Genomic DNA, 26,342 nt, shown 5'->3' with positions numbered 1-26,342 from the left:
CCGCTAAAGCATCAGCTTCACGGCTTCAGGCTCATCCGGTTCGAACCAGTCGGGATTGAGCTGCGCCACAGGCCCAAGCGACACCAGAATCTCCCGCAAATGCGCACGCATCGCGTTTTCCGCGGCGTCAGGGTCGTGTGCCTTCAGCCCGCTCACGATCAGCGCGTGCTGCTTGATCAGCAAGTCGAGCGGCGACACTTCATGCAGGCTCAGATAGCGCACGCGATCCATCTGCGCCTTGATGTCCTGAATCGTCTCCCAGGCCGCCACGCAATCGATGGATTGCGCGATCAGGAAGTGAAACTGCTCGTCGCAGGCGAGGAACGCGGCGGTGTCGTTCAGCTTCGCCGCCGCCTTCTGTTCGCGCAGATTCGCGGCAAGGTCGGCAAGCTGTGCATCGGTGATGGCGTCAGCCGCCTTGCGCACGACAGCGGCCTCGATTGCCTCGCGAATGAAGCGCCCTTCGCGCACCTTGCGCGGGGAAATCCGCTTCACGAATGTCCCACGCTGCGGCAACACCTGAAGCACGCCGGCTTCGACGAGCTTGATGAACGCTTCGCGCACGGGCTGCCGCGACACCTGAAACATCTCCGACACCTCTTTCTCCGAAAGCGGTGTGCCGGGTGCAAGCAGACCGGTAAAGATCGCCTCGCGCAGCGAGCGAAAAATCTGCTTGCCAATCGGCTCGTGCGATTCGACCGACAAACCCTTTAGCGCGCCGCGCAGCGGTGTCTTCGACTCGCCGTCGGAAACCACGCGTGCCTCGCTCGCGACGGGCGCAACCGTCAGCGCAGCGGTTTTCTTTCCACGCCGCGATGCGGCATTCGGGCTTGCAATTTTCGTATCCATACCGGGTAATCGAAGACTAATGTGGCGAAACTACCATACTAGTTTACGCTCTGCCGGCTCATTTTGCGATCTGGGTTCGCGGATGAAAACAAGCGCACACAGCGCGCCGATCACGGCAATCGCCCCTGCCAGCACAAACGCACTGCCGTACGCACCGTGCGTCGCCTGCACGATGAAGCCGGTGACGGCCGGTCCGATCACGCCTGCGAGATTGGCCAGCAGATGCACGAAGCCGCCGACACCGCCGACGTTCTCGCGGCGCACCGTGTCCTGAATCACGGCCCAGTAGACGGAGCCCGTGACATACAGGAAGAAGATCGACACCGACATCAGCGCCACCGCGCCCTGCATGCTCTGCACGCGTCCGGCAAAACCGACGCACACAGCCGCCGCGCCGAGACACACCGACAGCACGATCCGGCGCGACAACAACGGTTTGCCGGTCAGGCGCAGGATGAAGTCGGTGATGAAGCCGCCCGCCGCCAGCCCGATACTGCCGAGCACCCACGGAATCACCGTCGCGATGCTCATGTCGTGCAACGACATGTGATGAGCTTCCGTCAGGTAAGTCGGGAACCACGACAGGAAAAAGAACAGCACGTAGTTGTACGAGAAGAACGCGAGTGCGGTGGCCAGAATGATCGGTTGCTTCAGGTAGAAACCGAGTCCTGTTTTCTTGCCGTCAGGCGCATGTTCCATCGACGAAGCCTGCTGCTGGCCCGCGACGATCAGATCGAGTTCGGCCGGCGTCACGCGCCGGTTCTGCTGCGGATGCTCGGTCGTCGTCATCGACCAGAGCACGAGCCACGCGAGGCCGAACACCATGATCGCGACGAAGGCCCAGCGCCAGCCGAACTGGATCGCCATGTAGCCGACCACAGGCCCCGCAAGCGCGCCGCCCAGCGGCGTACCCGAACTGATGACACCGATCGCGCTCGCCACTTCGCGGCGCGGAAACCAGTTGTTCACCATCTTGCTGTTCGACGAACTGAACGGGCCCTCGCCCATGCCGAACAGCACGCGCAGCACGATCAGCGAAACGATTCCGCTCGCAAGCGCCGTAGCGCCGCAGAAGATCGACCAGATGCCCATCGCGCCGCCGAACACTTTCTTCGCGCCGAATTTGTCGGAGGCCACGCCGCCGATGAAATTGAACAGCGCATAGCCGATGAAGAAACTGCTGAACACGATGCCCATCTCGGCATGCGAGAAGTTCAGGTCTTTCTGGATCAGCGGCGCGGCAATCGAAAGCGCCGCTCGGTCGAGGTAATTGATGACGCCCGCGAGAAACAGCAGGCCGACGACGAACCATCGCTGGCTCTTGATCATGGTGTGTGTCTCCAGTGTTCCGCCTCTTTGTCTGCCCGGGCGGTTCATGTGGAAAAGTCAGTCGAAGTGCAGATGAACCTTCATCGATTGCGCGCGGTCATGCGCGACTTCGAAAGCATGGTTGGCTTCTTCGAGCGGGAACGCGTGCGTCATCAGCGGACGCAGATCGATCTTGTGCGCGCCGAGTTCTTCGGCGGCCACGGCGTATTCGTCGGTGAAGCGAAACGAACCCTGATAGCGAAGCTCTTTCGACATCACGAGATTCGCTGCCACAGGCGACTGGCCCGCCGGCAGATTGCCGACCTGGATGACCGTGCCGCCCGCGCGCGCGGCGCGCAGTGCAGTGTCGAGGCCCGCTGTACTGCCCGATGCTTCCAGCACTACGTCGAAGGTGCCGCGCTGCTGCGCCCATTGATCGATGCGTGCGGTATCAGTGGCGAGTACGGTTTCGTCGGCGCCGAGTGCCGTCGCCATCTGCAAGGCTTTCTCTGCGAGATCGAGTGCAACGATTCGATGCGCACCCGCGCGCTTCGCCACCGCGAGCAGAATGCAACCGATCGGTCCACAACCCACCAGCAACACCTTCGCGCCGACGAGCGGACCGGCGAGACGCAGTGCATGCAGCGCGACCGCGAGCGGCTCGGCCATCGATGCCTGCGCGAAGTCGAGTGCATCGGGCACAGGCACGCACTGATGCGCGCTCACCGCGATGAACTGGCGGAACATGCCCTGCATGTGCGGAAACGTCGACGCGCTGCCCATGAAGCGCATGTTCAGGCAGTGATTCGGCATGCCTTTGATGCAGTATCTGCAGGTGCCGCAGTTGAGGCCGGGGTTCACCGCGACACGCTGTCCAACGCGGAGACCGCTCACGCCTTCGCCGAGCGCCGCGACTTCGCCCGCCACTTCGTGACCCAGTACGAACGGCTCGCGCACCGCGAAGTCGCCGCTCTTGCCCTTGAAGTAGTACGAGAGATCCGACCCGCAGATACCACCCGCGCGCACGCGAATCTGCACCTGACCGGCTTGCGGTTGAGGCGCATCGAGTTCGTCGATGAGGAGCTTCTTTGGTTCGTGGAGAACGGCTGCAAACATGGTGGTGGTCCTGTATCAAGCGTACTCAGTGGCGCGCAGCAAAGGCGGCTGAAGCGTGTGTTTCGTGCACGGCCGGTTCGCGTTGCGGCGCGCCCCAATCGTGCAGGTCCGCGCCGCGTCGCGCGGGAGCGGTTTCGGGCAGAAGGAAAATGCAGATAGCGGAGATAACGCCGAGCAACGCCACGTAAATAACGAGGCCGATCGAATCGCCGTGCGTCGCCTGAATCAGTTTCACCGCGACGAGTCCCAGTACGCCGCTGCCGATCAGCGATCCAATCTGCCAGATCAATGCAATGCCGCTGCATCGAACGCGTGCGGGGAACAGTTCGGGGAACAGCGACGCCTGAGGCGCGTAACACAGGCTGTGACCGACCGAGATCGCGAGAATCATCGCCGCCTGGATTGCCAGGCGGTTGCCGCTATCGACTGCATGAAACAGCGGCACGACGAGCAATACCTGCAGCACCGCACCCGCGATGAAAGTCGTGCGACGTCCAATGCGATCGGACAATGCACCTGCCAGCGGAATCGCGATCAATTCGAGCACGACGGCAACGATGATCGTTTGCAGCAGCAGGCTTTCGCTGATTCCGTGCGCACGTCCGTAGGCGAGCACGATCATCGTGTACATCGCGAAGGTGCATGCCTCGATCAGTTTTGCACCGACGCCTTTCACGATGGTCGATCCAAACTGCCTGACCACCTCGACAACAGGCCGCGATTCGACTGCCTTGGTCTCGCGGATGCTGGCGAAAATCGGCGACTCTTCCGTGCGCAGCCGGATATACAGGCCGACCACAACCAGCACGATGCTGCCCAGAAACGGCAGACGCCAGCCCCAGTCCATCAGTTGTTCATGCGTGAGCGTTGCGCTCAGCAACGCGAAGAGACCCGACGGAATCAGAAAGCCCGCCGGCGCGCCGAGTTGCACGAGACTCGCAAAGAAGCCGCGTTCGCGAGGCGGTGCATATTCCGCCGTCAGCAATACTGCGCCCGCCTGTTCGCCGCCAACGCCAAAACCTTGCAGCACGCGAATCAGGATCAGCGAAGCAGGCGCCCAGATGCCGATCTGCGAATAATCGGGCAGCAGGCCGATCGCAAACGTCCCAAGGCCAACTATCAGGATCGTGACGATCAGCGCCTTCTTGCGCCCAATACGATCGCCGAAATGCCCGAACACAATGCCGCCGAGTGGCCTTGCGACGAAGCCCACCGCGTACGTTGCGAATGCCGCGAGCGTGCCGATCAGCGGATCGCTCGACGGAAAGAATTTCGCGCCGAACACGAGCACGGCGGCTGTGCCGTACACGAAGAAATCGTAGTATTCGGCGGCGGTGCCGATCGTCGATGCAGCGGCTACGCGCCGCAACATCGCACTGGTTTGTCTGTCTGCCATGCCTGTCTCCTGGCTATCGTTCTATCTGTCGCTCGGGCTTACCAGTTCCACAACGTGCCGTCTTCGAGCCGCGCGACAGGCAAATACGCCGGATCGTACGGATAGCGCGCGGCCGCTTCTTCATCGATATCGACGCCATGTCCGGGCGCCTCGCCCGGATGCATCATGCCGCGATCGAACGTCCACGCGTGCGGGAACACGTCGAGTGCTTCCTTCGGGAAACCCATGTATTCCTGCACGCCGAAGTTGGGCACCCACAGGTCGAAATGCAGCGCCGCGCCCATGCAGACGGGCGACAGATCCGACGGCCCGTGACAGCCCGTGCGCACCTGATATAGCGAAGCGAAATCGGCGATGCGCTTCAGATGCGTAATGCCGCCCGCGTGCGTCAACGTCGCGCGGATGTAGTCGATCAACTGCTCTTCGATCAGCTGCTTGCAGTCCCAGATGCTGTTGAACACTTCGCCGACCGCAATCGGCGTAACCGTGTGCTCGCGGATCAGGCGGAAGCCCGCCTGGTTTTCGGCGGGCGTCGGGTCTTCCATCCAGAAGAGCCGATACGGTTCGATGGATTTGCCCAGGCGTGCGGCTTCGATCGGCGTCAGACGGTGATGCACGTCGTGCAGCAGGTGAGTATCGAAACCGAACTTGTCGCGCACGGCTTCGAAAAGCTTCGGCACGAAGTCGAGATACTTCTCCGACGACCAGCTTTGTTCCTCGATCGCACCTTTGGTGGCCGGCTCATACATACCGGAGCCTTTCGATACACCATAGACGGAGCGCATGTTCGGCACGCCGCACTGGATTCGAATAGCCTTGTAGCCGGCTTCGATATGTTCTTCGTAGCGGTCAAGCGCTTCGGAAATATCGCGCCCTGTCGCGTGACCGTAGACCATCACGCCCTCACGCGATGCGCCGCCCAGCAGGCGGTACAGCGGCAGGTTCGCCACTTTGCCGAGAATGTCCCACAGCGCCATGTCGACGGCGGCGATGGCGGTCATCGTGACCGGCCCACGCCGCCAGTACGCGCCTTTGTAGAGAAATTGCCAGATATCCTCGATGCGCCCCGGATCGCGCCCGATCAGCAACGGACACACATGGTCCTTCAGATACGACGCGACCGCGAGTTCGCGGCCATTCAGTGTGGCATCGCCAATGCCATGGACGCCCTCGTCCGTCACCACTTTCAACGTGACGAAGTTGCGGCCGGGACAGGTGACGATCACATCGGCGCGGACGATTTTCATGGGGATTTCCTTGAGTCACATTCGATTGAACGGATGCTACCATACAAGTATATTCAATCGTCAACAACGGGTTTTCCCGCGCTTCGGACCTGAACATGACCGCCAACGCCCCGCTTTGCCGCACTGCACTCGACTCATTGAACGACCACTTACTCAGCCCCACATGGCGTGAACCACGTATTGGCATCGTTCATCTGGGGATCGGAAACTTTCATCGTGCGCACGAGGCTGTCTATACAGAAGAAGCGATGCTCGCGGCGGGTGGCGACTGGGGCATCTGCGGCGTGACGTTGCAGGGCGACGTCAGCAAGCGAGATGCACTAATGGCGCAGGATGGCTTGTATAGCGTGGTCGAACGTGGGCCGGATGGCGTGCGCGTCACGGTGATTCGCGCCCTAAAGGAAGTGCTCGCGATGCCGCACGACCGTGCGCGTCTGTTCGAACTGCTAGCCGATGAAAACGTGCGGATCGTCTCGTTGACGGTCACGGAGAAAGGCTACTGCCGCGATACGCGAACGGGCGACGTAGACCTGAACCATTCGGGAATCGCGCATGATCTGGCGCATCAGGACAATCCGTCGACTGTGCCAGGCATCCTTTGCGCCGCGCTCCGTCAAAGACGCGACGCCGGCACGCCACCTTTCACCGTGCTGTCGTGCGACAACCTCTCGCACAATGGCGCGGCCTTGAAGCAGGCAGTCGTGTCGTTCGCACGCGTGATCGAGCCTGAACTGGCGGACTGGATCGACGCTCAGGTCGCGTTCCCCTCGACGATGGTGGACCGCATCGTGCCCTCGACGACCGACGCCGAGCGCGACGCGGCGCTGGGCGCGTTGCATGTCCACGATGCCGCACCGGTGCCGTGCGAGCCATTCCGCCAATGGGTGATCGAGGATCGTTTTCCGACGGGACGTCCCGCGTGGGAGCGAGTCGGCGCGCAACTCGTCGATGATGTGATGCCGTTCGAACTCGCCAAGCTTCGCATGCTCAACGGCACGCATTCGACGCTCGCGTATCTGTCGATGCTCGCGGGCTTCAGAACGATCGACGAAGCGATCGCGCACCCACCGCTCAGAGCGCTGATCCACGCGATGATGACGCACGAAATCGCGCCGACGCTCGATGTGCCGTCCTCGTTCGACGTGCTCGCCTACCGCGACGCACTACTCGCGCGTTACGCGAACGCTGCGCTCAAGCATCGCACGGCGCAGATTGCGATGGACGGCAGCCAGAAAATTCCGCCGCGGCTGCTCGCAACGATCGAGGCGCGCCTGAACGCAGGTCAATCGATCGATCGCCTGACGCTGGCTGTTGCAGCATGGCTCGTATTTCTGCGCGGCCACGCCGACGACGGCACGCGTTATGACATCAGCGATCCGATGGCTGCGCGCCTGACTGCAAATGTACCTGCCGATCCGGAACAACTGGTCGCAACGATGCTGGCAATCAAGGAGATATTCCCGCCCGAACTGGCGAACCGGGACGCTTTCCGGCGTCAATTGGTGGACACTGTAGCGCTCATTCAAAAAGGAGCGCTACGAGCCATTGCGATCGGGCGCAACTAGCCGATGCCACAACACCGCTCACGCATCGAACGCATTGACCGGACCAATGAAGTCCAGCTTCTTGAGGTCGACGCCATTGGTGCGCAAAATCGCGTAAGCCATGGAGACGTGGAAGTAGATGTTCGGAATCACGATCTGCAGCAGATAGTTTTCGCCAGTCAGCTTGCCCGGCACCCAGGATACTTTCACGATCTGGCTGGCTGCATCGGCGTACTGGTCTGCCGTCACGCTTTCAGCAAAGTCGACGGTCTTGCGGATGCGCGCACGCGCGTCATCGAGCGTTTGCTCATTGTCTTCATGGCGCGGCGGCTGCTGACCTGAAAGCCAGGCGGCGCCGCCCTTCAGATAGTCGCAGGCGCTTTGTATCTGATAGAGCAAGCCGCCCATGTCAGGCGCAAGCCGCGTCGACAACAGAATGCCAACATCGAATTTCTTCGCATCCGCAAGGCGCTCCGCCTTGTCGAGATAAGTCTCCATGGTTTTGACTGCTTGCACGCATTGCGCGATAGCCTGTGCATACATCGGAATCTCCAGGAACATGTGTTTTCGTCAAGTCATGCTTTGATACGACACCGCGAAGAACTTCTCATACAATACTGCGACCTAATCCCACGTGAGCGAACGCGTTGGACCGACTAGAAGCCATGGAAATGCTGCTGACCGCCGTGGACAGGGGAAGCCTGTCGGCGGCAGCGCGCGAACTGAAGATTCCCGCCAGCACGCTCACCCGCAAGGTAGCCGATCTCGAGGAGTTGCTGGGAACCCGGCTGCTGATACGAACCACCCGGAAACTGACATTGACCGACGCGGGCATGTCATACGTCGCGGCAGCCCGGCGCATTCTCGATCTCGTGCGTGAGCAGGAGCACGAAGCCACGGGCGAGTTCGCGACAGCGAAAGGCGAGCTGGTCGTGACTGCGCCCGTGCAGCTTGGCCGCCTGCATATCTTGCCCGTCATCAACCAGTTTCTCGCGCAGTATCCGGACATCACCGTTCGGCTCCTTCTCTCCGATCACAACCTCGACCTCATTGACTCGCACGCGGATCTCGCCATGCGGATCGGAGAACTCGCCGATAGCAGCATGATCGCCACGCGCATCGGTTCTTTGCGGCCTATCGTCTGCGCAAGCCCGGCCTTCCTTGCCGACCATCCGGCGCCGCGCGAACCCGACGATCTCGTGAAATATTCGTGTGTCGTCTTCAATAGCCCGTATTTGTCGCCGTGGCGCTTCCGTCTCCCCACGACCCAGAAGACTTATGTGCTCGGCGTGAAACCGCGGCTCGAAGTCACTACACCCGACGCTGCCGTCAGCGCCGCCGTGGACGGCGCAGGCATCACCTACGTATTCGAGCACGATGCCGATGAAGCGATCCGCAACGGCCAACTCGAGATACTCCTGCCGCAGTTCGAAATGGAGCCCGTGCCCGTCCATCTGGTTCATGTGTCCAGAAATCTCATGGCCATCAAACTGCGGCATTTCATCGACTTTGCGGCGCCCAAACTTCGGCAATCGCTTTCCAGATTCGGCAAGCAGAAGCGGCATTAGCGCCGTACCGGCAGCCGGCAAAGCTCACGAATCCCCGCTCTCGTCACCTAGAACCCTGTCATTCCGGTTCTCGATGACGTCGCGCGTCGTCTCCGTTGCACCCGGCCCGGCCGCGAACCGAACATCCCGATACGTCAGCGCCTGGCCGCCTGTCGCGCGAACCTTCACGGCCTCCAGCGGACTCCCGCTCGCATGCTCCACCAGGGTGATCGGCGGCTTGCCATCCGGCCTTAGCCACTTGTCGCCCCATTGCATGAGCGCGACCAGCACCGGGTACAAGTCCGCCCCCTTCGAGGTCAACCGGTAACCGAACGTATTGGCGCGTTCTGCGATCGGGAAGCGTTCGAGAATCTCCAGCTCGGTCAACCGTTCCAGCCGTGCCGCGAGGACATTGCGGGCGATACCCAGCCCGCTCTGAAATTCGTCGAAGCGCCTGCTGCCTTGCGTGCACTCACGAACGATCAGTAGCGTCCACCACTCGCCCACCTCATCGAGGGCGCGAGCGATCGAACAGTCCATTCCATCGAAGCGTTTTCTATACATGATGGGACGTATCGTATCCCAGGTTTCGTCACGCAACTTAACCAGATTGCGGGGAACAGCTTCCCGGTTTCGGCCAGTAGTGTGACGCAACGGTGTTGCCTATAGTTGCGTCACGAAACTTAGCCGGCAGTTGTTCCTGGGGAAGTCTCCCGCGATCGCTGCCAGATTCTGGAATCCGCGGCTTTCTTCATACGAGAAAGCAAAGATTGATCATCCGACGGGCGAGCTGGGCCACAACCCTCTGTTGTAAAGCCTGTTTCCATACTTAGGAATGCCATGAATACTGAAGTTGATCAGGCCGAGGTGGGAGTGACCACTCCAGCAAATCCGGTGACGTCCAGCGCCGTCCGATGGGTCGGCAAAGGTGTTGCAGCCGCTGTGATCGTCGCTGTGGCAGCGACCGCAGTTCATCTGCACTGGTCCAGTGCCGCCCCCGTTGTCGCGCCGCCGCCTCCGTCGGTGGCTATCAGCGCACCGTTGCAGCGCGATATCGAGGGACGGCTCGGGTTTCTCGGCCAGTTCTCGGCGGTGAATCGTGTCGAATTGCGCGCTCAGGTTGGCGGCACGCTCATGCAGATCAATTTCAAGGATGGCGACATCGTGCATAAAGGCGATGTGCTCTTCGAGATCGATCCGGAACCCTACCAGATCAAGCTGAGCCAGGCGACGGCGGGGCTCGAATCCGCGAATGCCCGGCTGGCTCTCGCCACACGGGAGCTTGCCCGCGCACAGGAATTACAGCGCTCGGAGGCGGGCACGGTCGAGAACGTCGACCAGAAAGTGGCTGAACAACGCGCGGCACAAGCGGCTGTCGACAACGCCAATGCGCTCGTTCGCGACGCCAGGTTCGACCTGGACCGCTGCAAGATCGCAGCACCGTTCACCGGGCGCATTGGCACACACCTCGTGTCGACAGGCAATCTGGTATCTGGCAGCCGCGCCGGCAGCGGCCCGACCACGCTGCTCGCGACCATCGTTTCGCTGGACCCGATCTATCTGGATTTCGACATCAGCGAAAACGACTACGCCGCTTTCCAGCACTCTCGCGAAAACCAGAAAGGCCCGCTGGCAGACGCAGTGAACATTTCGCCGACAGGCGACAGCGGATATGCACGCACAGGCACGCTCAACTTTATCGACAACACGCTCGACCGATCGAGCGGCACCATCCATGCGCGCGCAACGATTCCCAATAGCGACCTGTCGCTGACGCCCGGCGGCTTCGCACGTCTGCGGCTGGCAACGACTGCACCGCAACCGGCATTGCTCGTCCCCGATGCAGCCGTGCTTCAGGATCAAACCGACCACATGGTGTACGTCGTCGGCGAAGACAACGTCGCCTCACCCAGAAAGGTCGAGATTGGCGACCTTCGAGGCGGCCTGCGAGTCATTCGATCCGGACTCGCCCCCACCGACCGGATCGTGATCGACGGCATTCCGTCAGTTCGTCCCGGTTCGAAGATTTCTCCGCACACCGGATCGATCCAGTTCTCGGCGGAACATGGCGACGAAGGAGCGAAATCATGAAACTGACCCACTTCTTTATCGAGCATCCGCGCTTTGCGGCGGTGCTGAACATATTCGCGTTGCTCATCGGCCTGGCGACCATGCTGAAGCTGCCGGTCGCTCAATATCCGAACATCGTTCCTACGACCATTCAGATCACGACCTCGTATCCAGGTGCGTCGGCCGATACGATTGCGCGCACGGTCGCAACGCCGCTCGAGCAGTCCGTCAATGGCGTCGAAAACATGGATTACATTTCGAGCCAGTCGACCAGCAACGGCCAGTTGACGATCACGGTGATCTTCAAGGTCGGAACAGATCCGAACACGGCGCTCTTGCTGACACGCAGCCGCGTGGAAGACACGCTGTCGCGCCTGCCTGCCGAAGTGCAATTGCAGGGCGTCCAGGTGAAAAAGACTATCCAGGCGCTGCTGCTCGGCGTGCATGTCTATTCGCCCGACGGTTCGCGCAGCCCTGAATACCTGTCGAACTACATGCTCAAGGTTCGCGACCAGATCGCGCGATTGCCGGGCGTGTCGGACTTTCAGCTGTTCGGCGAGCGGCAGTACGCGATGCGCATCTGGATCGATCCGGACAAGGCGGCTTCGTACAACATCAGCGCCAGCGAAATACTGGCCGCGCTTCGCGCGCAGAACGCCGCGGTGTCGGCAGGCGTGCTCAATCAGCCGCCTGTGTCGAACAGTGGTACGGGTGCCTATCAGATCAATATCGACGCGCTGGGCCGCCTGACGACGCCTGAACAGTTTGGCGACGTCGTGGTCAAGTCCGATACGCAAGGACGCGTGACACGCATTCGCGATATCGGCCGTGTCGAACTCGGCTCGGTGGACTACGGCTCCAAGGCTTACGCTGACCGGTATGCGGCCACGCCGTGGTTCGTCATTGCCACGCCCGATGCAAACGTGGTGCAGGTCGAGCATGACGTGTGGGCCAAAATGGCCGAGCTGAAAAAGAGCTTCCCGCCCGGCGTCGACTACATCAAGATCTACGACCCGACTACCTTCGTTTCCCAGTCGATCGAGGAAGTCGCGAAAACCATCGGCATCGCCATTCTGCTGGTCGTTGGCGTGGTGTATCTGTTCCTGCAGAACTGGCGCGCCACGATCATTCCGGTTGTTGCGATACCGGTGTCGCTGGTTGGCACGTTTGCCGTCCTTTCGCTGTTCGGCGCGTCCATCAATAACCTTTCGCTGTTCGGACTGGTGCTGGCCGTCGGGATTGTCGTGGACGATGCCATCGTCGTGGTCGAGAACGTCGAGCGGAACATGGCGCTCGGCATGTCGCCGAAAGAAGCCGCGCATCGAACGATGAACGAGGTTTCGACGGCCATTATCGCCATCGCGCTCACGTTGTGTGCGGTGTTCGGGCCCACTGCGTTGATGTCCGGCATCTCGGGTCTGTTCTTCAAGCAGTTCGCGATCACGATCGCCGCGTCCACCGTCATCTCGTGCTTCGTCTCGCTTACGCTGAGCCCGGCTCTGTGTGCAGTGCTTCTCAAGCCGCACGAGATGGAAAAGTCTCACGGCGGATCGACCGCGCTGGGTCGCCTCCATCACGCGATTTTCGGCCGGTTCAACGCGTCGTTCGAATGGCTGTCGTCCCGCTACGGAAAACTGACGGGCCGCGCCGTACGTGCGACTACCGTGATGCTGATCGTCTACGCGGGTCTGATTGGCGCGACTGCCTTGCAGATGTCGAAAATGCCCACCGGCTTTATTCCGGAGCAGGACATCGGCTATCAGGCTGTGATCGCGTTCCTTCCTCCCGGCGCCAGCCTCGAACGCACGGACAAGGTGATCCGCGAGATCAACGACATCGTGCTCGATACGCCCGGACTCAAAGGCGTGACGCATACGTCGCCCGTGTCGGGCCTCGATGTCACGACAGGCACGATTGCGCCCAACGTGGGAACCCTTTTCTACGGGCTGCCTTCGCTGTACGGCAAGCACGTCCCCGGCGTCAATGCAGCGTCGATGCTGGTCGAACTTCGAAAGCGGGTTGCGGGTGTCAAAGATGCGGTAGTCGTCGTGGTCAACCCGCCGCCGGTGCAGGGGCTGGGCGCGGCGGGCGGCTTCAAGCTGATGCTGGAAGACCGTGGCGGACTCGGGCCGCAGGCGCTCGCCGATGCCTCGCGCGCACTCGTGGCTGCAGCCAACAAGGACAAGGTGTTCGGCGGCGTATTCACGCTCTACAACGCGGGCGCGCCATCTGTCTATGCGGACATCGACCGCCTCAAGGCACAAAAGATCGGCCTCACGCCAACGGATGTGTTTTCGACGATGGACCTCTACCTTGGCTCGCAATACGTAAATGACTTCAACTTCATGGGCCGTACGTATCAGGTACGCGTTCAGGGCGATGAAGCATTCCGCCGGACACCCGAGGACATCGGCCGGCTCAAGGTGCGCAATTCGACGGGCGACATGGTGCCGATCAGCAGTGTAGCGACGTTCAAAAACACGACGCAGCCGTATCGCGTGCCGCGCTACAACATGTATCCCGCAGCGGAAATCATGGGCGCGGCCGGCCCCGGATACTCGTCAGGCGACGCCATCCAGCACATGGAACAGCTCGCAGCGCAGGTTCTTCCGAACGGCATCACGTACGAATGGACCGACCTCGCGCATCAGCAAAAAGAGCAGACCATGTCGCCGCTCGTGATCTTTGCTGCATCGGCGCTGTTCGTGTTCCTCGTGCTCGCTGCGCAGTATGAAAGCTGGAAGACGCCCCTCGCGATCGTGCTGATCGTACCGATGTGTCTGCTCGCAGCGGCGATCGGACTGAACATGCGCGGCATGCCGATCGACATTCTTGCGCAGATCGGCTTTGTGGTGCTCGTCGGGCTGGCCGCCAAGAACGCCATTCTCATCGTCGAGTTCGCCAGACAGCGTCAGGACGAAGACGGCGTCAATGCGGAAGACGCTGCCACCCATGCGGCACATGTGCGACTGCGCCCGATCCTGATGACGTCGTTCGCCTTTATCGCGGGCGTGGCGCCGCTCGCCATTGCCAGCGGCGCCGGCTCGGAAATGCGGCAATCGCTCGGCACGACGGTGTTCTTCGGCATGCTCGGCGTGACGCTCTTCGGGCTCGCATTCACCCCGGCGTTTTACGCCTTCGTTCGCAAGCTCGGCATCAAGAGCGCGCCCGCCTTGCGCAAACTCGGTAGTGGAGAAGTGAAATGAACGGCTTCGTATCCAGAACTTCGAAAGCGATCATCGGCAGTCTGATTGTCAGCGCCATGCTTGCAGGCTGTGCCGTCGGGCCCGACTACGTTGCGCCTCACACCGAAATGGCACCGTTTCACAACGCGAAGGTCGTTGCCGACCGGCAGACGACGTTGCCGGCCCCGAACCTCGATAGCTGGTGGACGGGGTTCAATGATCCCGAGCTGGTCAAGGTGGTGCAACGGGCGCTGGATCAAAACCTTAGCCTCCAGGCTGCGATCGCACGCGTCGCGCAATCGCGCGCCGCGGCCCAGGCGGCGGGCGCCCGCCTGCTTCCGACCGTCGATGCCAATGCGTCGTACACGGCATTACACCAGAGCACGCAGAGTCCTCTTGGCACGATTGCGAGCGCATTTCCCAACTACAGCCGCGACCAGAAGGAGTATGTCGCCGGTGCGACGGCAAGCTGGGAAATCGATCTCGCGGGCGGCCTGCGGCGCGCACACGCGGCGGCCACCGATGAAGAGCAGGCCGCCGAGGCCGCTCAACTCGGCACACGCGTGACGGTTGCCGCCGACGCCGCCGACGCCTACCTGCAAATCAGAGGGCTGCAGGCGGAGCTGGCGGTCACCCAGGATCAGGTGGACACCGATGCGCGTCTGCTGGAACTCGTGAAAGCGCGCAAACAGGCCGGTGCATCCGACGAACGCGAGGTCGCGCAGGCTGAAGCCCTGTTGCGTCAGGCACGCGCCACGGTTCCGAGCTTGCGTGTGTCGCTCGAAGCGCAACTGAACCGGCTCGATGTGCTGATGGGCGCCCAGCCGGGCACCTATGCGGCAGAACTCGGCACGAACGCAGGTGCGATTCCGGATGTGCCTGCCATCGGCAGCACGGATCAGCCCGTCGACGTGTTGCGGCGGCGCCCCGACATCATCGCTGCCGAACGCCATCTGGCTGCTTCCAACGAAGCGATCGGCGTGGCAATTGCCGATTACTACCCGAAGATTTCGCTCTCCGGCGCACTGGGATTCGACAGCATCTCGGCCAGTCACTTCCTGAGCGCGAAGTCGTTCCAGCCAATCGGAACAGGTGCGTTGCAGTGGCGTCTGTTCGATTTCGGCAAGGTGGACGCCGAGGTCAAGAATGCGCGCGGTGCTTACGCGGAGGCCCTGGCACAGTATCGGGAAGCAGCCCTCAAAGCGACCGAAGACGTCGAAGACGCGTTGATGACGCTGTCGCAAACGGAGATCCGCGCGCAGGAAATTCAACAGGAAGTCAACGCATTGACGAAGGCGCGAGACCTTTCCGAGAAAGCGTATCGCGCGGGCTCGATCACGCTCACTGACGTGCTCGACGCCGACCGGCAACTTCTCGATGCGCGTGACGGTCTCGATGCAACCAGGGCAGACGCTGCCCGCGCCGCAGTGAGAACGTTCCGTTCCCTCGGCGGCGGCTGGGATGCCCCGCATCCGCAGCTCGCGCAAACGAAGTGACTCCGTCGCATGACTTAACCGGTTTATGGGGAACAGCTTCCTGCTTTCGGCCCGTAGTGCGACGCAGCCGGCTTCCCTATAGTTTCGTCACGATACTTAATTCGCCATCTTTCTGGAGAAGCCGACATGGATCGCCGCCTTCTGACACTCTCACTCGGTATGTTCGCGCTAGGCACGGACAGCTTTGTTTTCGCGGGCATCCTGCCTGAAATCGCACACTCGTTTGGCGTGAGCATCGGCGCGGCCGGTCAGTTGATCAGCGTGTACGCATTGAGCTATGCGCTGCTGGGGCCGACCATCGCAGCGCTTGCTGCAAACGTTCCGCGCAAGCGTCTGCTGCTCAGCGGCATCGGCCTGTTTGTGATCGCCAATCTCGGCACCATCGTGGCGCCGAACCTCGGCATCGCGTTGGCCACGCGAGCTTTCGCGGGTCTTGGCGCAGCCATGTTCTCGCCGACTGCCAGCGGAACGGGCGCGTCACTGGTGCCGCCGGAGCGCCGCGGATACGCGTTGTCCATCATCGTGGCGGGATTGACGACAGCAACCGCGCTGGGTTCGCCCATCGGTGCCGTGATCGGCGGCCTCGCAAGCTGGCACTGGACGCTGGTTCTGGTTGCCGCACTCGGTGCCGCCGCGTTCGCCGGCATTCTTGCGTTCATGCCTGACGTAGCGTTGCCGCCCGCCATCTCGCTGCGCGAACGGCTGTCGCCCCTCACCGATTCCCGCGTCGGACTCACGCTGACGACGACCGTGCTTGCGCAGATCGGCACCTTCATCATCTTCAGTTACTTCTCCGTAGTGTTCGACCGTGCGATCGGCCACAGCGCCCTGGTGATGGGCGGATTGCTTGTCCTGTGGGGACTGGCAGGCACCTTTTCGAACCTGCTGACAGGCCGGATTCTCGACAGGATCGGTTCACACAAGGTCGTTGTGATCAAGCTCACCATCGTCGCGATCGTCATCCTCACGATGCCGATCACCGGCGCACACCTGTGGAGCGCAGCCATTGCCGTGACGATCTGGGGAGCGTGTGCGTGGGGCGTGCTGGTGCCGCAACAGTTCCGTCTCGCGAGCCTGAATCCGCCGATGACGGCTGTGCTGGTCGGTCTCAACACGTCGGCGACTTATGTGGGTGTATCGATTGCCGGGGCGCTCGGCGCCGCGGTGATTCCTGTCATCGGCAGCCATAACCTGGGCTACCTCTCCAGCATTCCCGTGATCATCGCGATCCTTGTCTCCGGGCTCGCGACGCGCCGCATCGCATCGTTTGCAAAAACCGCAAAAGGCGCCGTGGCGGCCTGAGTTTCCATCCCTATACGAGGAAAACGCAATGTCTATTGCAAACACATTCCGTCAGTTGCACACCCATTCGATCCCGCTCCGCTTGCCGAATGTCTGGGATGCCGGTAGCGCACGTCTGGTTGAGGCGCAGGGTGCATCCGCAATCGCCACGACGAGCGCAGGCTTTGCGTGGGCACTGGGCTATCCGGACGGCCGCATCCTTCCGTTCGTTGAAGTCGTCGCTGCTGTTCGGCGTATCGTCCGCGTGCTGAACGTGCCGTTGTCGGTCGATATCGAGCATGGCTATTCCGACGACCCGAAGGCCGTTGCGGACCACGTGATGCGACTGATGGATCTCGGCATCGCGGGCATCAATATCGAAGACGGCCCGGACCCGGCATCGCTGCTCGCGTCGAAGATCGAGGCGATCAAGAATGCGCTGGCGAACTCGGGTTCGGATCTCTTCGTCAATGCGCGCTCCGACGTCTTTCTTGCGGGCCTCGCTGAAAAATCGAAGCAACCGGAAGAGTCGATTGTTCGCGGCAATCTGTATGCATCGGCCGGTGCGGATGGTCTTTTCCTTCCGGCTCTGATGCAGGCGTCGGATATCGAGAAGATTGCCAGCGCAACCCGATTGCCTCTTAACGTCATGGCAGTACCTGGCCTCGCCGATGCAGCGACGCTCGGAAAGCTGGGCGTGCGGCGCTTAAGCGCGGGTAGCGGCATCTCGCAAGTCGTGCTCGGAAAGGCGAAGGCCATGGCACAAGACTTTCTGCAGGACGGCCGTTCGGAAACGCTCGATAGCCATCCCTTGCCGTATTCCGAGATCCAGAACCTTTTCGCCGGACTGACGAACCGGTGAACGTCCGTTGTTCACTACTCAACACACCATGGAGTTTTTGATGACACTTACAGGCAAACGTGCGCTCGTCACCGGAGCGAGTCGGGGTATCGGCGCTGCAATCGCGAAGGCTTTGGCGGCTGCAGGCGCAGACGTCGCGATCACCTATGAAAAGTCAGCAGAGCAGGCTGGCAGCGTTGTGAAGGCAATCGAAGCGGAAGGCCGGCGCAGTATCGCTATCCAGGCCGATAGCGCGAATGCGTCGGCCGTGCAGGCATCCGTACAGAAGACGGTCGATGCATTGGGTGGACTCGATATCCTGGTGAACAACGCCGGCATCCTGCGGATGGGCGATGTAAAGGACATTTCCATCGAAGACATCGACGCGACGCTCAACGTCAATGTGCGCGCACCGATCGTGGCCGCAAAAGCCGCAATTCCGCATCTGGGGAAAGGTGGGCGGATTATTTCGATCGGCAGTTACTTTGCCGACCGCGTCCCGGCGTCGATGCTCGGCGTCTACGCCGGCTCCAAGTCCGCGCTCGTTGGGTTCACGCAGGGCCTCGCGCGCGAACTCGGCCCACAAGGCATTACGGCGAATCTCGTCCAGCCTGGCTCGATCAACACGGATATGAATCCGGTCGAGGGTCCGTTCGGGCCGACGTTGAAATCGCTGACGGCCACCGGCGACTACGGCAGAGGCGAAGACATTGCGCAAGCAGTGGTCTTCCTCGCGAGCGCCGACGCCAGTTACATCACGGGCGCCACGCTCACCGTCGACGGTGGCGCTAACGCTTGACGTCTACACAAGCTCGGGCGGCATGCGCAAATAGAGCTTCGTGCTCGAAAGCGCTTGCCGGACAGGCGCATCACTCGTGAGACTTGCAAGCTCACGAACTTCGCCTTGATCAGGCAATGCGAGCACGCGCATGAAGCAGCACCGTCCCGATCCCGCTACATGCGATTACCAGCATGCCAAGCGTCATCCATAGATCCGGTACCTGACCGAAGAAGAGCCAGCTAAAGAGTGTGGCGAATGCCAGTTGCGCGTAGCCGAAAGGCGTCAGCACGGCAAGGGGCGCGCGTCGAAGCGCCTGCAGCATCAGCGAGTGCCCCGTCGTTGCCAGCGACGCCATCACAAGAACAAGCACCCAACTGCCGAAGTGCACGCTCTTTATCTCCGGAAGCAGTGTCGCCTGAGCAGTCCACAAGAGTGCGGACAGCATGAGCGTCGCGACCAATGCAGTCAGAAAATTGGTAACCATTGGGTCGCCGGTCTTCGACAACTTGCTGGACACGACCTGAAAGCACGCGAAGGTGGTTGCGGCGGCAATCGGAAAACACACCGCCCACGAAAACTCGCCGCCGCCGGGCCTCACCACCATCAGCATGCCGATGAAGCCGAGAATGACCATCGCCCATTTGCTTCTCGCCACTTCCTCGCCGAGGAGCGTTGCGGCCAGCACCGTGGTGATCAGCGGAGCCATCATCGCCAGCGACGTGGTGACGGGAAGCGGCAGATAACGCAGCCCCGCAAAGGTCGAGGCGGAGTTCAGAAGCAGCAGAATGGCACGCAGCAATTGCAAGCGGAATGGCCGCGCGCCGTGAAGACCAATGGCGCCGCGCCGCATCAGCCAGACCGCGAGCACGATCGTCTGGAACACGTAGCGGACCCAGAGCAGCGCGAGCAGCGGCACGGCAGAGCCGATGACCTTGACCATGGAGTCACTTCCCGCGAACGTTGCCGTTGTGAGGACCATGATGAAGATCCCCGCTTCTACGCTCGAGCCGGCAAAAAAACGGTTGAAAAGTCGCGGGTACTGCACGCCTCTCCCTTATGCGTGGTTGGCCAGAATCACGGATATCGATTTGACAGGAGGCGCTGCTCGCTCCTGAGTCGACGACAATGCCAGACTTCAAACCAAATTGAAAGCTTTTGTCATGCAGCGCCGGACCGCTTCGTCTGACGTATCGCATCACGGGAAAATGCTATTCCTCGCCATCCTCCGCCAAAACTCCCGCCAGATACCGCAATAGAAAATATCTCGTAAGGACTCTGACGTTGAGCATTCATACGTCGATGCTCTAATGACTTCGCTTTCGCGGAGCCACTGCCGCAAGGCCTCCCGCTCTGAACGGCGCGTCCGATGAGACGGATACCCGACGTACCTGCTCTCGCGCGCCGCGATCATCCCCGCAAGATGAACTCCAAAAAAGGAGCCAGATATGCAATGGCGTCAGGTAGCACTTGGTACGCTTACGGTTGCAGCATTTGCATCGACAGTCGCATGGAGTGCCGGCAACGACGAGCACGGCAGAGACCGGCGAGGCGAAACCCATACGGCAACACCCATCAAACACCTGGTTGTGATCTATGGCGAAAACATATCGTTCGACCACTACTTTGCAACCTATCCCCATGCCACCAATCCATCAGGCGAACCGGCATTCCGCGCACAGCCCGGCACGCCGGAGGTGAACGGCCTTTCGGGCAAGCTTCTCGACGACAACCCGAACGCCACGAATGCGGCCAACGGAACCAGCGCGGCCAATCCGTTCCGTCTCGACCGCACGCAGGCCGCTACCGCGGACCAGAACCACGCCTACACGGCCGAGCAGCAGGCGTATGACAACGGCGCGGCCGATCTCTTCCCCAAATACACGGGCAAGGGCTCGACGGGCGGCGCAGGCGCATTCGGCACGGCCGGTCAGGTGATGGGCTATTACGACGGCAATACGGTCACGGCGTTGTGGAACTATGCGCAACGGTTCGCAATGAGCGACAACGCCTACACGTCGACCTACGGACCGTCGACGCCGGGTGCGCTCGAAGTGGTCTCCGGCCAGACCAACGGCATGAAGGTCGTACTGACCACGAAGCAGCCTTCTGTCGCGGGCTCGTATTACGTGAACGACGGGCAAGGCGGGTACACGATGATCAACGACGTCGACCCGGCTAACGACACCTGCTCGAGCACAACCGATACAGCGCTGATGACCGGCAAGAATATCGGCGACCTGCTGAACGCACGCGACATTTCGTGGGGCGGCTTCATGGGCGGGTTCAACCTGGGCACGACGAACGCCAACGGCACTACGGGTTGCAAGCGCAGCACGCTGTCCAATGTGGTCGGTTCCGCGACGGCCGACTATATCCCGCACCACAACTGGTTCCAGTACTACGCATCGACGGCGAATCCGAATCATCTGCGCCCGAGTTCCATTCGCGCGATCGGACACAGCACGGGCAAAGACGGCAGAACGCCGGACCCTGCCAATCATCAATACGATACGGATGACTTCTTCGATACGGTGAAGGCCGGCAACTTCCCGGCAGTGAGTTTCCTGAAGGCACCGGCTTACGAGGACGGCCATGCCGGATACTCGGATCCACTCGACGAGCAGGCTTTCGTCACGAAGGTCATCAACTTCCTTCAGCAGCAGAAGGAATGGGACGAAACCGCCGTCATCGTTGCATGGGACGACTCCGATGGCTGGTACGACCATGCGTATGCCATGCCGACGAGCGCCTCCTATGATTCAGTTGCCGATCAGTTGAACGCGCCGGGCATTTGCGGCACGGGCTCGGCACACAATGGCGTCATGGGCAAACCCGTGAACGGCCGCTGCGGTCCCGGCACGCGGATTCCGTTCGTCGTGATCTCGCCGTGGGCCAAGGAAAATCACGTCGACCACACGTTGATCGATCAGTCGTCGGTGGTGCGGTTTATCGAAGACAACTGGCTCGATGGCGAGCGTATCGGCGGCGGATCGTTCGATGTGCATGCCGGCAGCATCATGGGCATGTTCGACTTCAACCGCCGCGGTGATGGCCACAATCAGCGCAAGCTCTTCCTCGACCCCGAAACGGGTCTCGCCGTCGACTCGCCGCCGAAGATCTGACGCGGTCGTGACCCGGTGCACCCCTATCCGTTGACATGACGGCCAGGGGCGCACTTCTCACACCGTGTGGCGAGGCTTCACTCCTCCTGACGCTGACGCTGGCGGCGCAAATGTTCCTTCCACGCTGCCGTGCGATCGCGGATGAAATCGCTCACTTCCGCTGCCGAAGTCAGTGAGGGCGTCGCCTGTTCGTAGTGCCCCTTCTCGCTTCTGAGCGGAAGCGCGGCGACACGGGCAGCGTGAATCTTGTCGAGCTTCGAAGGTGTCGACGAATTCGGATGGTGAACCGACGGCACCGGCACCATGACGGCCTCCAGCGGATCGTCGGTGCGTGGCGTCGCGAGCGTGAGTACGCCGGCGAGCGATGCCGCAGCCTTGTCGCGGTCCGTGAGCGGCGCGGTACCCCAAAGCTCGTGGACAGTCTTCAGGATCGACGTGTGGTCGATCCGCCCCGCACTCGCGCGAAAGACCGTGTTCTTCCTGATCAATGGCGAGACGAGCACGGCGGGCACGCGCACGCCGAAGCGCGTGAAATCGAATCCCTGTTCGCCGACGGTGCCGTCGTTGGGCGGGGTGGCGTCCGTCGGTGGCGGCACGTGGTCATAGTTCCCGCCGTGCTCGTCGTAGGTGATGATGAGCAGCGTCGACGCCCAGTTTTTGCCGTTACGCACGGCGTAATAGACGTCATGAATCAGCTGCTCGCCCGCTGCGACGTCGTAGTTGGGATGCTGGCTGTTGCCGGTCGCGTCCCAGCTCGGCTCGAGGAACGTGAACTGCGGAAGCTTGCCTGCCGAGGCGCGCTCCTTGAAGTCACGAAAGTGCCCGAAATGCGACTCGTCGGCGTGCTGCGTATCGGGGAAGTCGTGGCGCGTGAGCGGGTCGCGGTTGTATCCGTAGATCGCCCAGTCTTTTTTCGCGTCAGTCAGCCGGCCGAAGATGCTCGGGCAGGTGAAGATCTTGACGTGATCGTCGAGATGGCCTTGCGACGTGGCGGCAAGCGCGAAAGCGCGATTGGGCATGGTCATCGTGGGAACGGATGCGAACCAGGCGTCGCACACCGCGTAGCCACGGGCTAGCCCTGAAAGAACGGGCAGCGTCTCGGGTGTGTACATGCCCATGATCTGCGACGCCAGCGTACCGGGAATGGTGTCCTTGTAGTGCTTCGCGAGATCCGATGCGATTGCCGATTTGAAATTGAGCACGAAGCCCTTGTTCGTTGGAACCTCACCAGGGCTGGGCTCATCGGTCGAATAAAGCTGATACGTTGTGTTCAGAAACCCCTCGCCCGGATCGGCGCCCGGCATAAGGTACGTATGAGTATCGCCTGCCTTGATCTTGTAGACGGCAATCTCGCGTCCGTGATCGTCGGGATTCGACTCGTTACCTGTCAGTCCGTCGAAATGCTCGACGGCAGCGGGCCGATCGGCGCTATACAGGAAACCCAGCATCTGATCGAACGACCGGTTTTCCAGCATGAGCACGACGATATGCTCGATCTTCTTGAGTTGGTTGGTCACCGTTTGTCTCCTGAAAGAACGTCACCCTTCGGGCTACGCGCGGATTGCGGTGCAGCGATGAAGTAGCGGCGAACAGGCGACGACGAAGCAGGGAAAGAGGAATGACTGGCAAGATAGAAACCGCTTGCCGTCCGGGGCAGCATGTCATCCGGATCGACGCGCTAGCGCCGCGGACATGTGCAAGGGTCCTCGGATTGCGTGATGTTTGTGTGAAGGCAGAAGACTGCGCGGGGTTTGTGATTGACCACCGACCTTGTGGACGTTTTGAGGACCAGCCCGGCCAGTGTGTGAAGTGGGATCCTGACTATGCACTCGTATTTATACGGGTAACCGTGCAACTCCTGTCATCATCGCACCATCGCAAGCGGCGCCCCGGCACGCATGCCCCGCAGAAACGCATCGATGTCGAGCCTGTGCGACTCGAGCAGCCTGTACAGCGTAACGCGCGAGATTTCCAGCTCTCGCGCCGTATCGGCGACATTTCCGCGATGGCGCAGTAACGCCATTTCGATTGCCTGCTGCTCGGCCCGCCGCCGCGCCTGATCGAGCGACGAAACGCGTTCATCGACGCGATGCGCGAGCCCCAGGTCGCTCGCGGTAATCGTGGGACTGTCGGACAGAACGACAGCACGCCATACGCGGTTACGCAACTCGCGGACATTGCCTGGCCAGTCGTGCGCGCGCAGCGCACATGCGGCATCGTCGGAGAAACCCCGGATACGCCGGCATGAATCGACACGCAACTGGGCCAGCAGATGACGCGCCAGCAGTTCGACATCGGCGCCGCGCGCGCGCAGCGGCGGTTCGTCGATTTGCAACACACTCAACCGGTGATACAGATCCTCTCTGAACCGCCCCTGCTCCGTGGCCTGCTTCAGGTCCACATGTGTTGCGCAAACGATTCTGACATCGACGGAAATCGAGTGCGTACAACCCAGCGGCTCGATGCTTCGCTCCTGCAGGAAGCGCAGCAGACCCGCCTGGCTTTTCATCGGCAGATCGGCGATTTCATCGAGAAACACCGTACCGCCGTCGGCAGCCGCAATGCGCCCTGCCTTACGCTCGCTGGCGCCCGTGAATGCGCCGCGCTCGTAGCCGAACAGTTCCGACATGACCAGATGTTCGGGCATCGCGCCGCAATTGATTGCGACAAACGGCGCCTGCCTTCGCGCCGAATGGCGATGAATCGATAGCGCAGTCAGTTCCTTGCCGGTTCCCGATTCGCCTTGAATAAGCACGGGTGCGTTGCAGATGGCAACCTTGCGAATCGTGCGGAAGAGATGGAGCATCGCGCTGCAGGAGCCGATCATTTCGCCATCGACAACTGTCCACGGGTCGTGGATCACGGGATCGGCCAGTGAAGCCATGCCGCATGCGTGGCCAACCGCGTGTCCGAGTTCGCCGGCCGTAGTCGGCAGCATGATGTAGCTCATACAGCGGCCCCGGACGAACGACCGGATCGCGTGATCTTGAAGCTGCTCGGGCCGTAAGGCGGCAACCCAACCCATGTCGCGTGTGTCGAGGATGTCAATGAGCGCGTCCATGTCGCGCCCGAACTTCATCGACGCGATATCGATTAGCCCGCCCGCGTCGGCCGCGAGCCGCCCACGATGCCGGGTCCGCGCACTGAGGTCGATCCGCTCGACCTTCCAGCCTTTTTGCGGCAGCATGGTATCCGGCAGCGCGCGATTGCCACGGCAAACGTGGTAGAGCTTCCTTGTCACCGAGTCCATGCGATGCCTCTCGGGGAGATTCTAATTAGAAAGGAAAACTCATCGTTTTTATGCGACACAGAAAATTTCCTGTAAAGGAAGTGTCGGCGATTAAAGCTGAAGAGAACCTTAAGATTTGCCTTGTATTCCGTGGACAAGGGTGACTTCATTCGCAAATCGATAGCGACATGTGCGGTTTACCGCATATCTATTTGCGAATGCGTGCGTAATGAGAATCAAAGCAGGAATTAAAATTTTAATTGCGCGATCATTAAATTTTTATTGACGCATTTAAATGAACTTCAAGAAGCTTACCAATGCGACGAGCCAGGGCTTCGGGGAGCGTAACGTGTGAGGCCGTCGTTCATCGGATCGAAAGGTGCATCGATCGAGCCGGGTCTCGTTTTCTTTGGCGGGGTGTCGGGGCTGGAGCTGGAGCGTTGAATCGGCGGCAGATAAAAGAACTGCCAGCCTGCGTAAGTCTGTTGCCCTTCGAAGTCTTCAAACTGACGGGGAAAGTGCGAACGCTTGATGGGTGCGTCCATCGAGCTGCTATGCAGGCCCGCAATCCGGCCGGCCTGGTACAGGTACACCCAATCGTTCTGTCCGGTTTCGGGGTCGGCGTACGCGCGCCGCAAATGATGCATCGGCTCGGGAAAGCGTGAGTCGTTGAGCAGTTCGTCGATCGATGCGGGTAGCACGCGCCCTGCGCGGTAGTAGCGCAGTATCGCAAGACGGTACTGGTTTCCCACAAACAGCAGTTGTTGTTCCGTTTCCCGTTTGCGTTGCAGCGACCAGACGTCGAGCGCGCCCATCAGCGCAACGGAAAGCAGCATCAACGCGATCAGCAGCGTCAGCATGACAAGACCCCGCTCGCGCTGCATGCTTCTGCCAGATCCCCGCGTGCGCCGGCCACGCGCTGCAACAACGCTCATTGCCCCGCTCCCGCAGCATCGGAAGCCGTGCCTTGCGGGCTGCTCGCCGGCAGGATGTCGTAGACACCCGGCTTCGTGTCGTCCGGCGATGCAACGACCGCCCACTTGTCGTCGCCGTTCACGGGATCGACGGGAATTGCGCGCAGATAGTGACGCGTGACGAGTTCGTCGAGCGTGTCGGGGTACGCGCCATTGTCCCCATAGAATTTATCGACCGCATCACGCATCACGGCGAGATTCTGCGCGCGCACCTGCTCCTTGCCGCGATCGATGCTGTGCATGTATCGCGGCAGCGCAATCGTCAGCAACAGCCCGATGATCGCCATCACGACGACCAGTTCGATCAGTGTGAAGCCACGGCTGCGACGACTCGAATCGGTTCGTTTCATGATCGC

General features: G+C 61.1%; 20 protein-coding genes and 1 pseudogene. 9 read left to right on the top strand and 12 right to left on the bottom strand.

All coding sequences use genetic code 11. The annotated features are described in order from the left end of the window. Positions 1–3 precede the first annotated feature (3 nt). The 5 genes from G3O01_RS15770 to manD are packed head-to-tail and all read right to left on the bottom strand — an operon-like array spanning position 4 to position 5,916. Positions 4–849 (bottom strand): GntR family transcriptional regulator, encoded by an 846-nt coding sequence (locus tag G3O01_RS15770; protein WP_277403034.1) that lies wholly within the window; start codon positions 847–849, stop codon positions 4–6. Between the two features lie 30 nt (positions 850–879). Next, entirely contained in the window at positions 880–2,178 is a 1,299-nt protein-coding gene (locus G3O01_RS15765) for an MFS transporter (protein WP_205806058.1), read from the bottom strand. Between the two features lie 57 nt (positions 2,179–2,235). Beyond that, entirely contained in the window at positions 2,236–3,273 is a 1,038-nt protein-coding gene (locus tag G3O01_RS15760) for an L-idonate 5-dehydrogenase (protein ID WP_205806057.1), read from the bottom strand. 25 nt (positions 3,274–3,298) lie between these two features. Further along, on the bottom strand, positions 3,299–4,669 hold the full coding sequence (locus G3O01_RS15755) for an MFS transporter (protein WP_205806056.1): 1,371 nt from the start codon (positions 4,667–4,669) through the stop codon (positions 3,299–3,301). A gap of 38 nt (positions 4,670–4,707) precedes the next feature. Further along, on the bottom strand, positions 4,708–5,916 hold the full coding sequence (gene manD, locus G3O01_RS15750; RefSeq protein WP_205806055.1) for a D-mannonate dehydratase ManD: 1,209 nt from the start codon (positions 5,914–5,916) through the stop codon (positions 4,708–4,710). A 95-nt stretch (positions 5,917–6,011) separates the two neighbouring features. Between manD and G3O01_RS15745 the strand changes: the two genes are divergently transcribed. Beyond that, positions 6,012–7,481, top strand: a complete 1,470-nt coding sequence (locus tag G3O01_RS15745) for a mannitol dehydrogenase family protein (protein ID WP_205806054.1) — start codon at positions 6,012–6,014, stop codon at positions 7,479–7,481. A gap of 18 nt (positions 7,482–7,499) precedes the next feature. Here the strand turns inward: G3O01_RS15745 and G3O01_RS15740 are convergent, their stop codons facing one another. Then, entirely contained in the window at positions 7,500–8,021 is a 522-nt protein-coding gene (locus G3O01_RS15740) for a DUF1993 domain-containing protein (RefSeq protein WP_241023979.1), read from the bottom strand. Positions 8,022–8,125: 104 nt separating this feature from the next. On the opposite strand from G3O01_RS15740, the gene G3O01_RS15735 reads away from it, so the two are divergent. Next, the gene (locus G3O01_RS15735) at positions 8,126–9,028 is read left to right on the top strand and encodes a LysR family transcriptional regulator (protein ID WP_346779193.1); all 903 of its coding nucleotides are present in this window, start codon (positions 8,126–8,128) and stop codon (positions 9,026–9,028) included. 24 nt (positions 9,029–9,052) lie between these two features. On the opposite strand, the gene G3O01_RS15730 is transcribed toward G3O01_RS15735, so the two are convergent. Beyond that, the gene (locus G3O01_RS15730; RefSeq protein WP_205806052.1) at positions 9,053–9,571 is read right to left on the bottom strand and encodes a helix-turn-helix domain-containing protein; all 519 of its coding nucleotides are present in this window, start codon (positions 9,569–9,571) and stop codon (positions 9,053–9,055) included. 276 nt (positions 9,572–9,847) lie between these two features. Here G3O01_RS15730 and G3O01_RS15725 point away from each other — a divergent pair, with 276 nt between their 5' ends. The 6 genes from G3O01_RS15725 (at position 9,848) to G3O01_RS15700 (ending at position 18,679) form a co-directional block, all read left to right on the top strand. Continuing rightward, positions 9,848–11,098, top strand: coding sequence for an efflux RND transporter periplasmic adaptor subunit (locus G3O01_RS15725; RefSeq protein ID WP_205806051.1), 1,251 nt, complete (start codon positions 9,848–9,850; stop codon positions 11,096–11,098). Further along, entirely contained in the window at positions 11,095–14,283 is a 3,189-nt protein-coding gene (locus G3O01_RS15720) for an efflux RND transporter permease subunit (RefSeq protein WP_205806050.1), read from the top strand. Before G3O01_RS15725 ends, G3O01_RS15720 begins: the two co-directional genes overlap by 4 nt. Continuing rightward, complete coding sequence (locus G3O01_RS15715; RefSeq protein WP_205806049.1) at positions 14,280–15,758, top strand: efflux transporter outer membrane subunit; 1,479 nt, start codon at positions 14,280–14,282, stop codon at positions 15,756–15,758. The genes G3O01_RS15720 and G3O01_RS15715 overlap by 4 nt, the downstream gene beginning before the upstream one ends. A 126-nt stretch (positions 15,759–15,884) precedes the next feature. After that, positions 15,885–17,060, top strand: a complete 1,176-nt coding sequence (locus G3O01_RS15710) for an MFS transporter (protein ID WP_205806048.1) — start codon at positions 15,885–15,887, stop codon at positions 17,058–17,060. A 28-nt stretch (positions 17,061–17,088) separates the two neighbouring features. After that, the gene (locus tag G3O01_RS15705; RefSeq protein WP_205806047.1) at positions 17,089–17,901 is read left to right on the top strand and encodes an isocitrate lyase/phosphoenolpyruvate mutase family protein; all 813 of its coding nucleotides are present in this window, start codon (positions 17,089–17,091) and stop codon (positions 17,899–17,901) included. 37 nt (positions 17,902–17,938) lie between these two features. Continuing rightward, positions 17,939–18,679 (top strand): SDR family oxidoreductase, encoded by a 741-nt coding sequence (locus G3O01_RS15700; protein WP_205806046.1) that lies wholly within the window; start codon positions 17,939–17,941, stop codon positions 18,677–18,679. 109 nt (positions 18,680–18,788) lie between these two features. Here the strand turns inward: G3O01_RS15700 and G3O01_RS15695 are convergent, their stop codons facing one another. After that, positions 18,789–19,640, bottom strand: coding sequence for a DMT family transporter (locus G3O01_RS15695; RefSeq protein WP_277403038.1), 852 nt, complete (start codon positions 19,638–19,640; stop codon positions 18,789–18,791). A 580-nt stretch (positions 19,641–20,220) separates the two neighbouring features. Between G3O01_RS15695 and G3O01_RS15690 the strand changes: the two are divergent. Next, a pseudogene (locus G3O01_RS15690) lies at positions 20,221–21,783 on the top strand (alkaline phosphatase family protein); the annotation flags it as partial. Positions 21,784–21,860: 77 nt separating this feature from the next. Here G3O01_RS15690 and G3O01_RS15685 read toward each other — a convergent pair. The 4 genes from G3O01_RS15685 to G3O01_RS15670 all read right to left on the bottom strand — a co-directional run bounded on the left by G3O01_RS15685 (position 21,861) and on the right by G3O01_RS15670 (position 26,336). Continuing rightward, positions 21,861–23,300 (bottom strand): alkaline phosphatase family protein, encoded by a 1,440-nt coding sequence (locus tag G3O01_RS15685; protein WP_205806043.1) that lies wholly within the window; start codon positions 23,298–23,300, stop codon positions 21,861–21,863. Positions 23,301–23,647: 347 nt separating this feature from the next. Further along, positions 23,648–25,033, bottom strand: coding sequence for a sigma-54 dependent transcriptional regulator (locus tag G3O01_RS15680; RefSeq protein ID WP_205806042.1), 1,386 nt, complete (start codon positions 25,031–25,033; stop codon positions 23,648–23,650). A 290-nt stretch (positions 25,034–25,323) separates the two neighbouring features. Next, complete coding sequence (locus G3O01_RS15675; RefSeq protein ID WP_241023976.1) at positions 25,324–25,947, bottom strand: type II secretion system GspH family protein; 624 nt, start codon at positions 25,945–25,947, stop codon at positions 25,324–25,326. After that, positions 25,944–26,336, bottom strand: coding sequence for a type II secretion system protein (locus G3O01_RS15670; RefSeq protein WP_205806041.1), 393 nt, complete (start codon positions 26,334–26,336; stop codon positions 25,944–25,946). Before G3O01_RS15670 ends, G3O01_RS15675 begins: the two co-directional genes overlap by 4 nt. Between the last annotated feature and the right edge of the window lie 6 nt (positions 26,337–26,342).

It is taken from the genome of Burkholderia sp. Ac-20365, from assembly GCF_017104715.1.
Lineage (GTDB): Bacteria > Pseudomonadota > Gammaproteobacteria > Burkholderiales > Burkholderiaceae > Paraburkholderia.
Note: the sequence above shows the minus strand (reverse complement) of the source record. Positions and strands in the feature narration are given on the sequence as shown.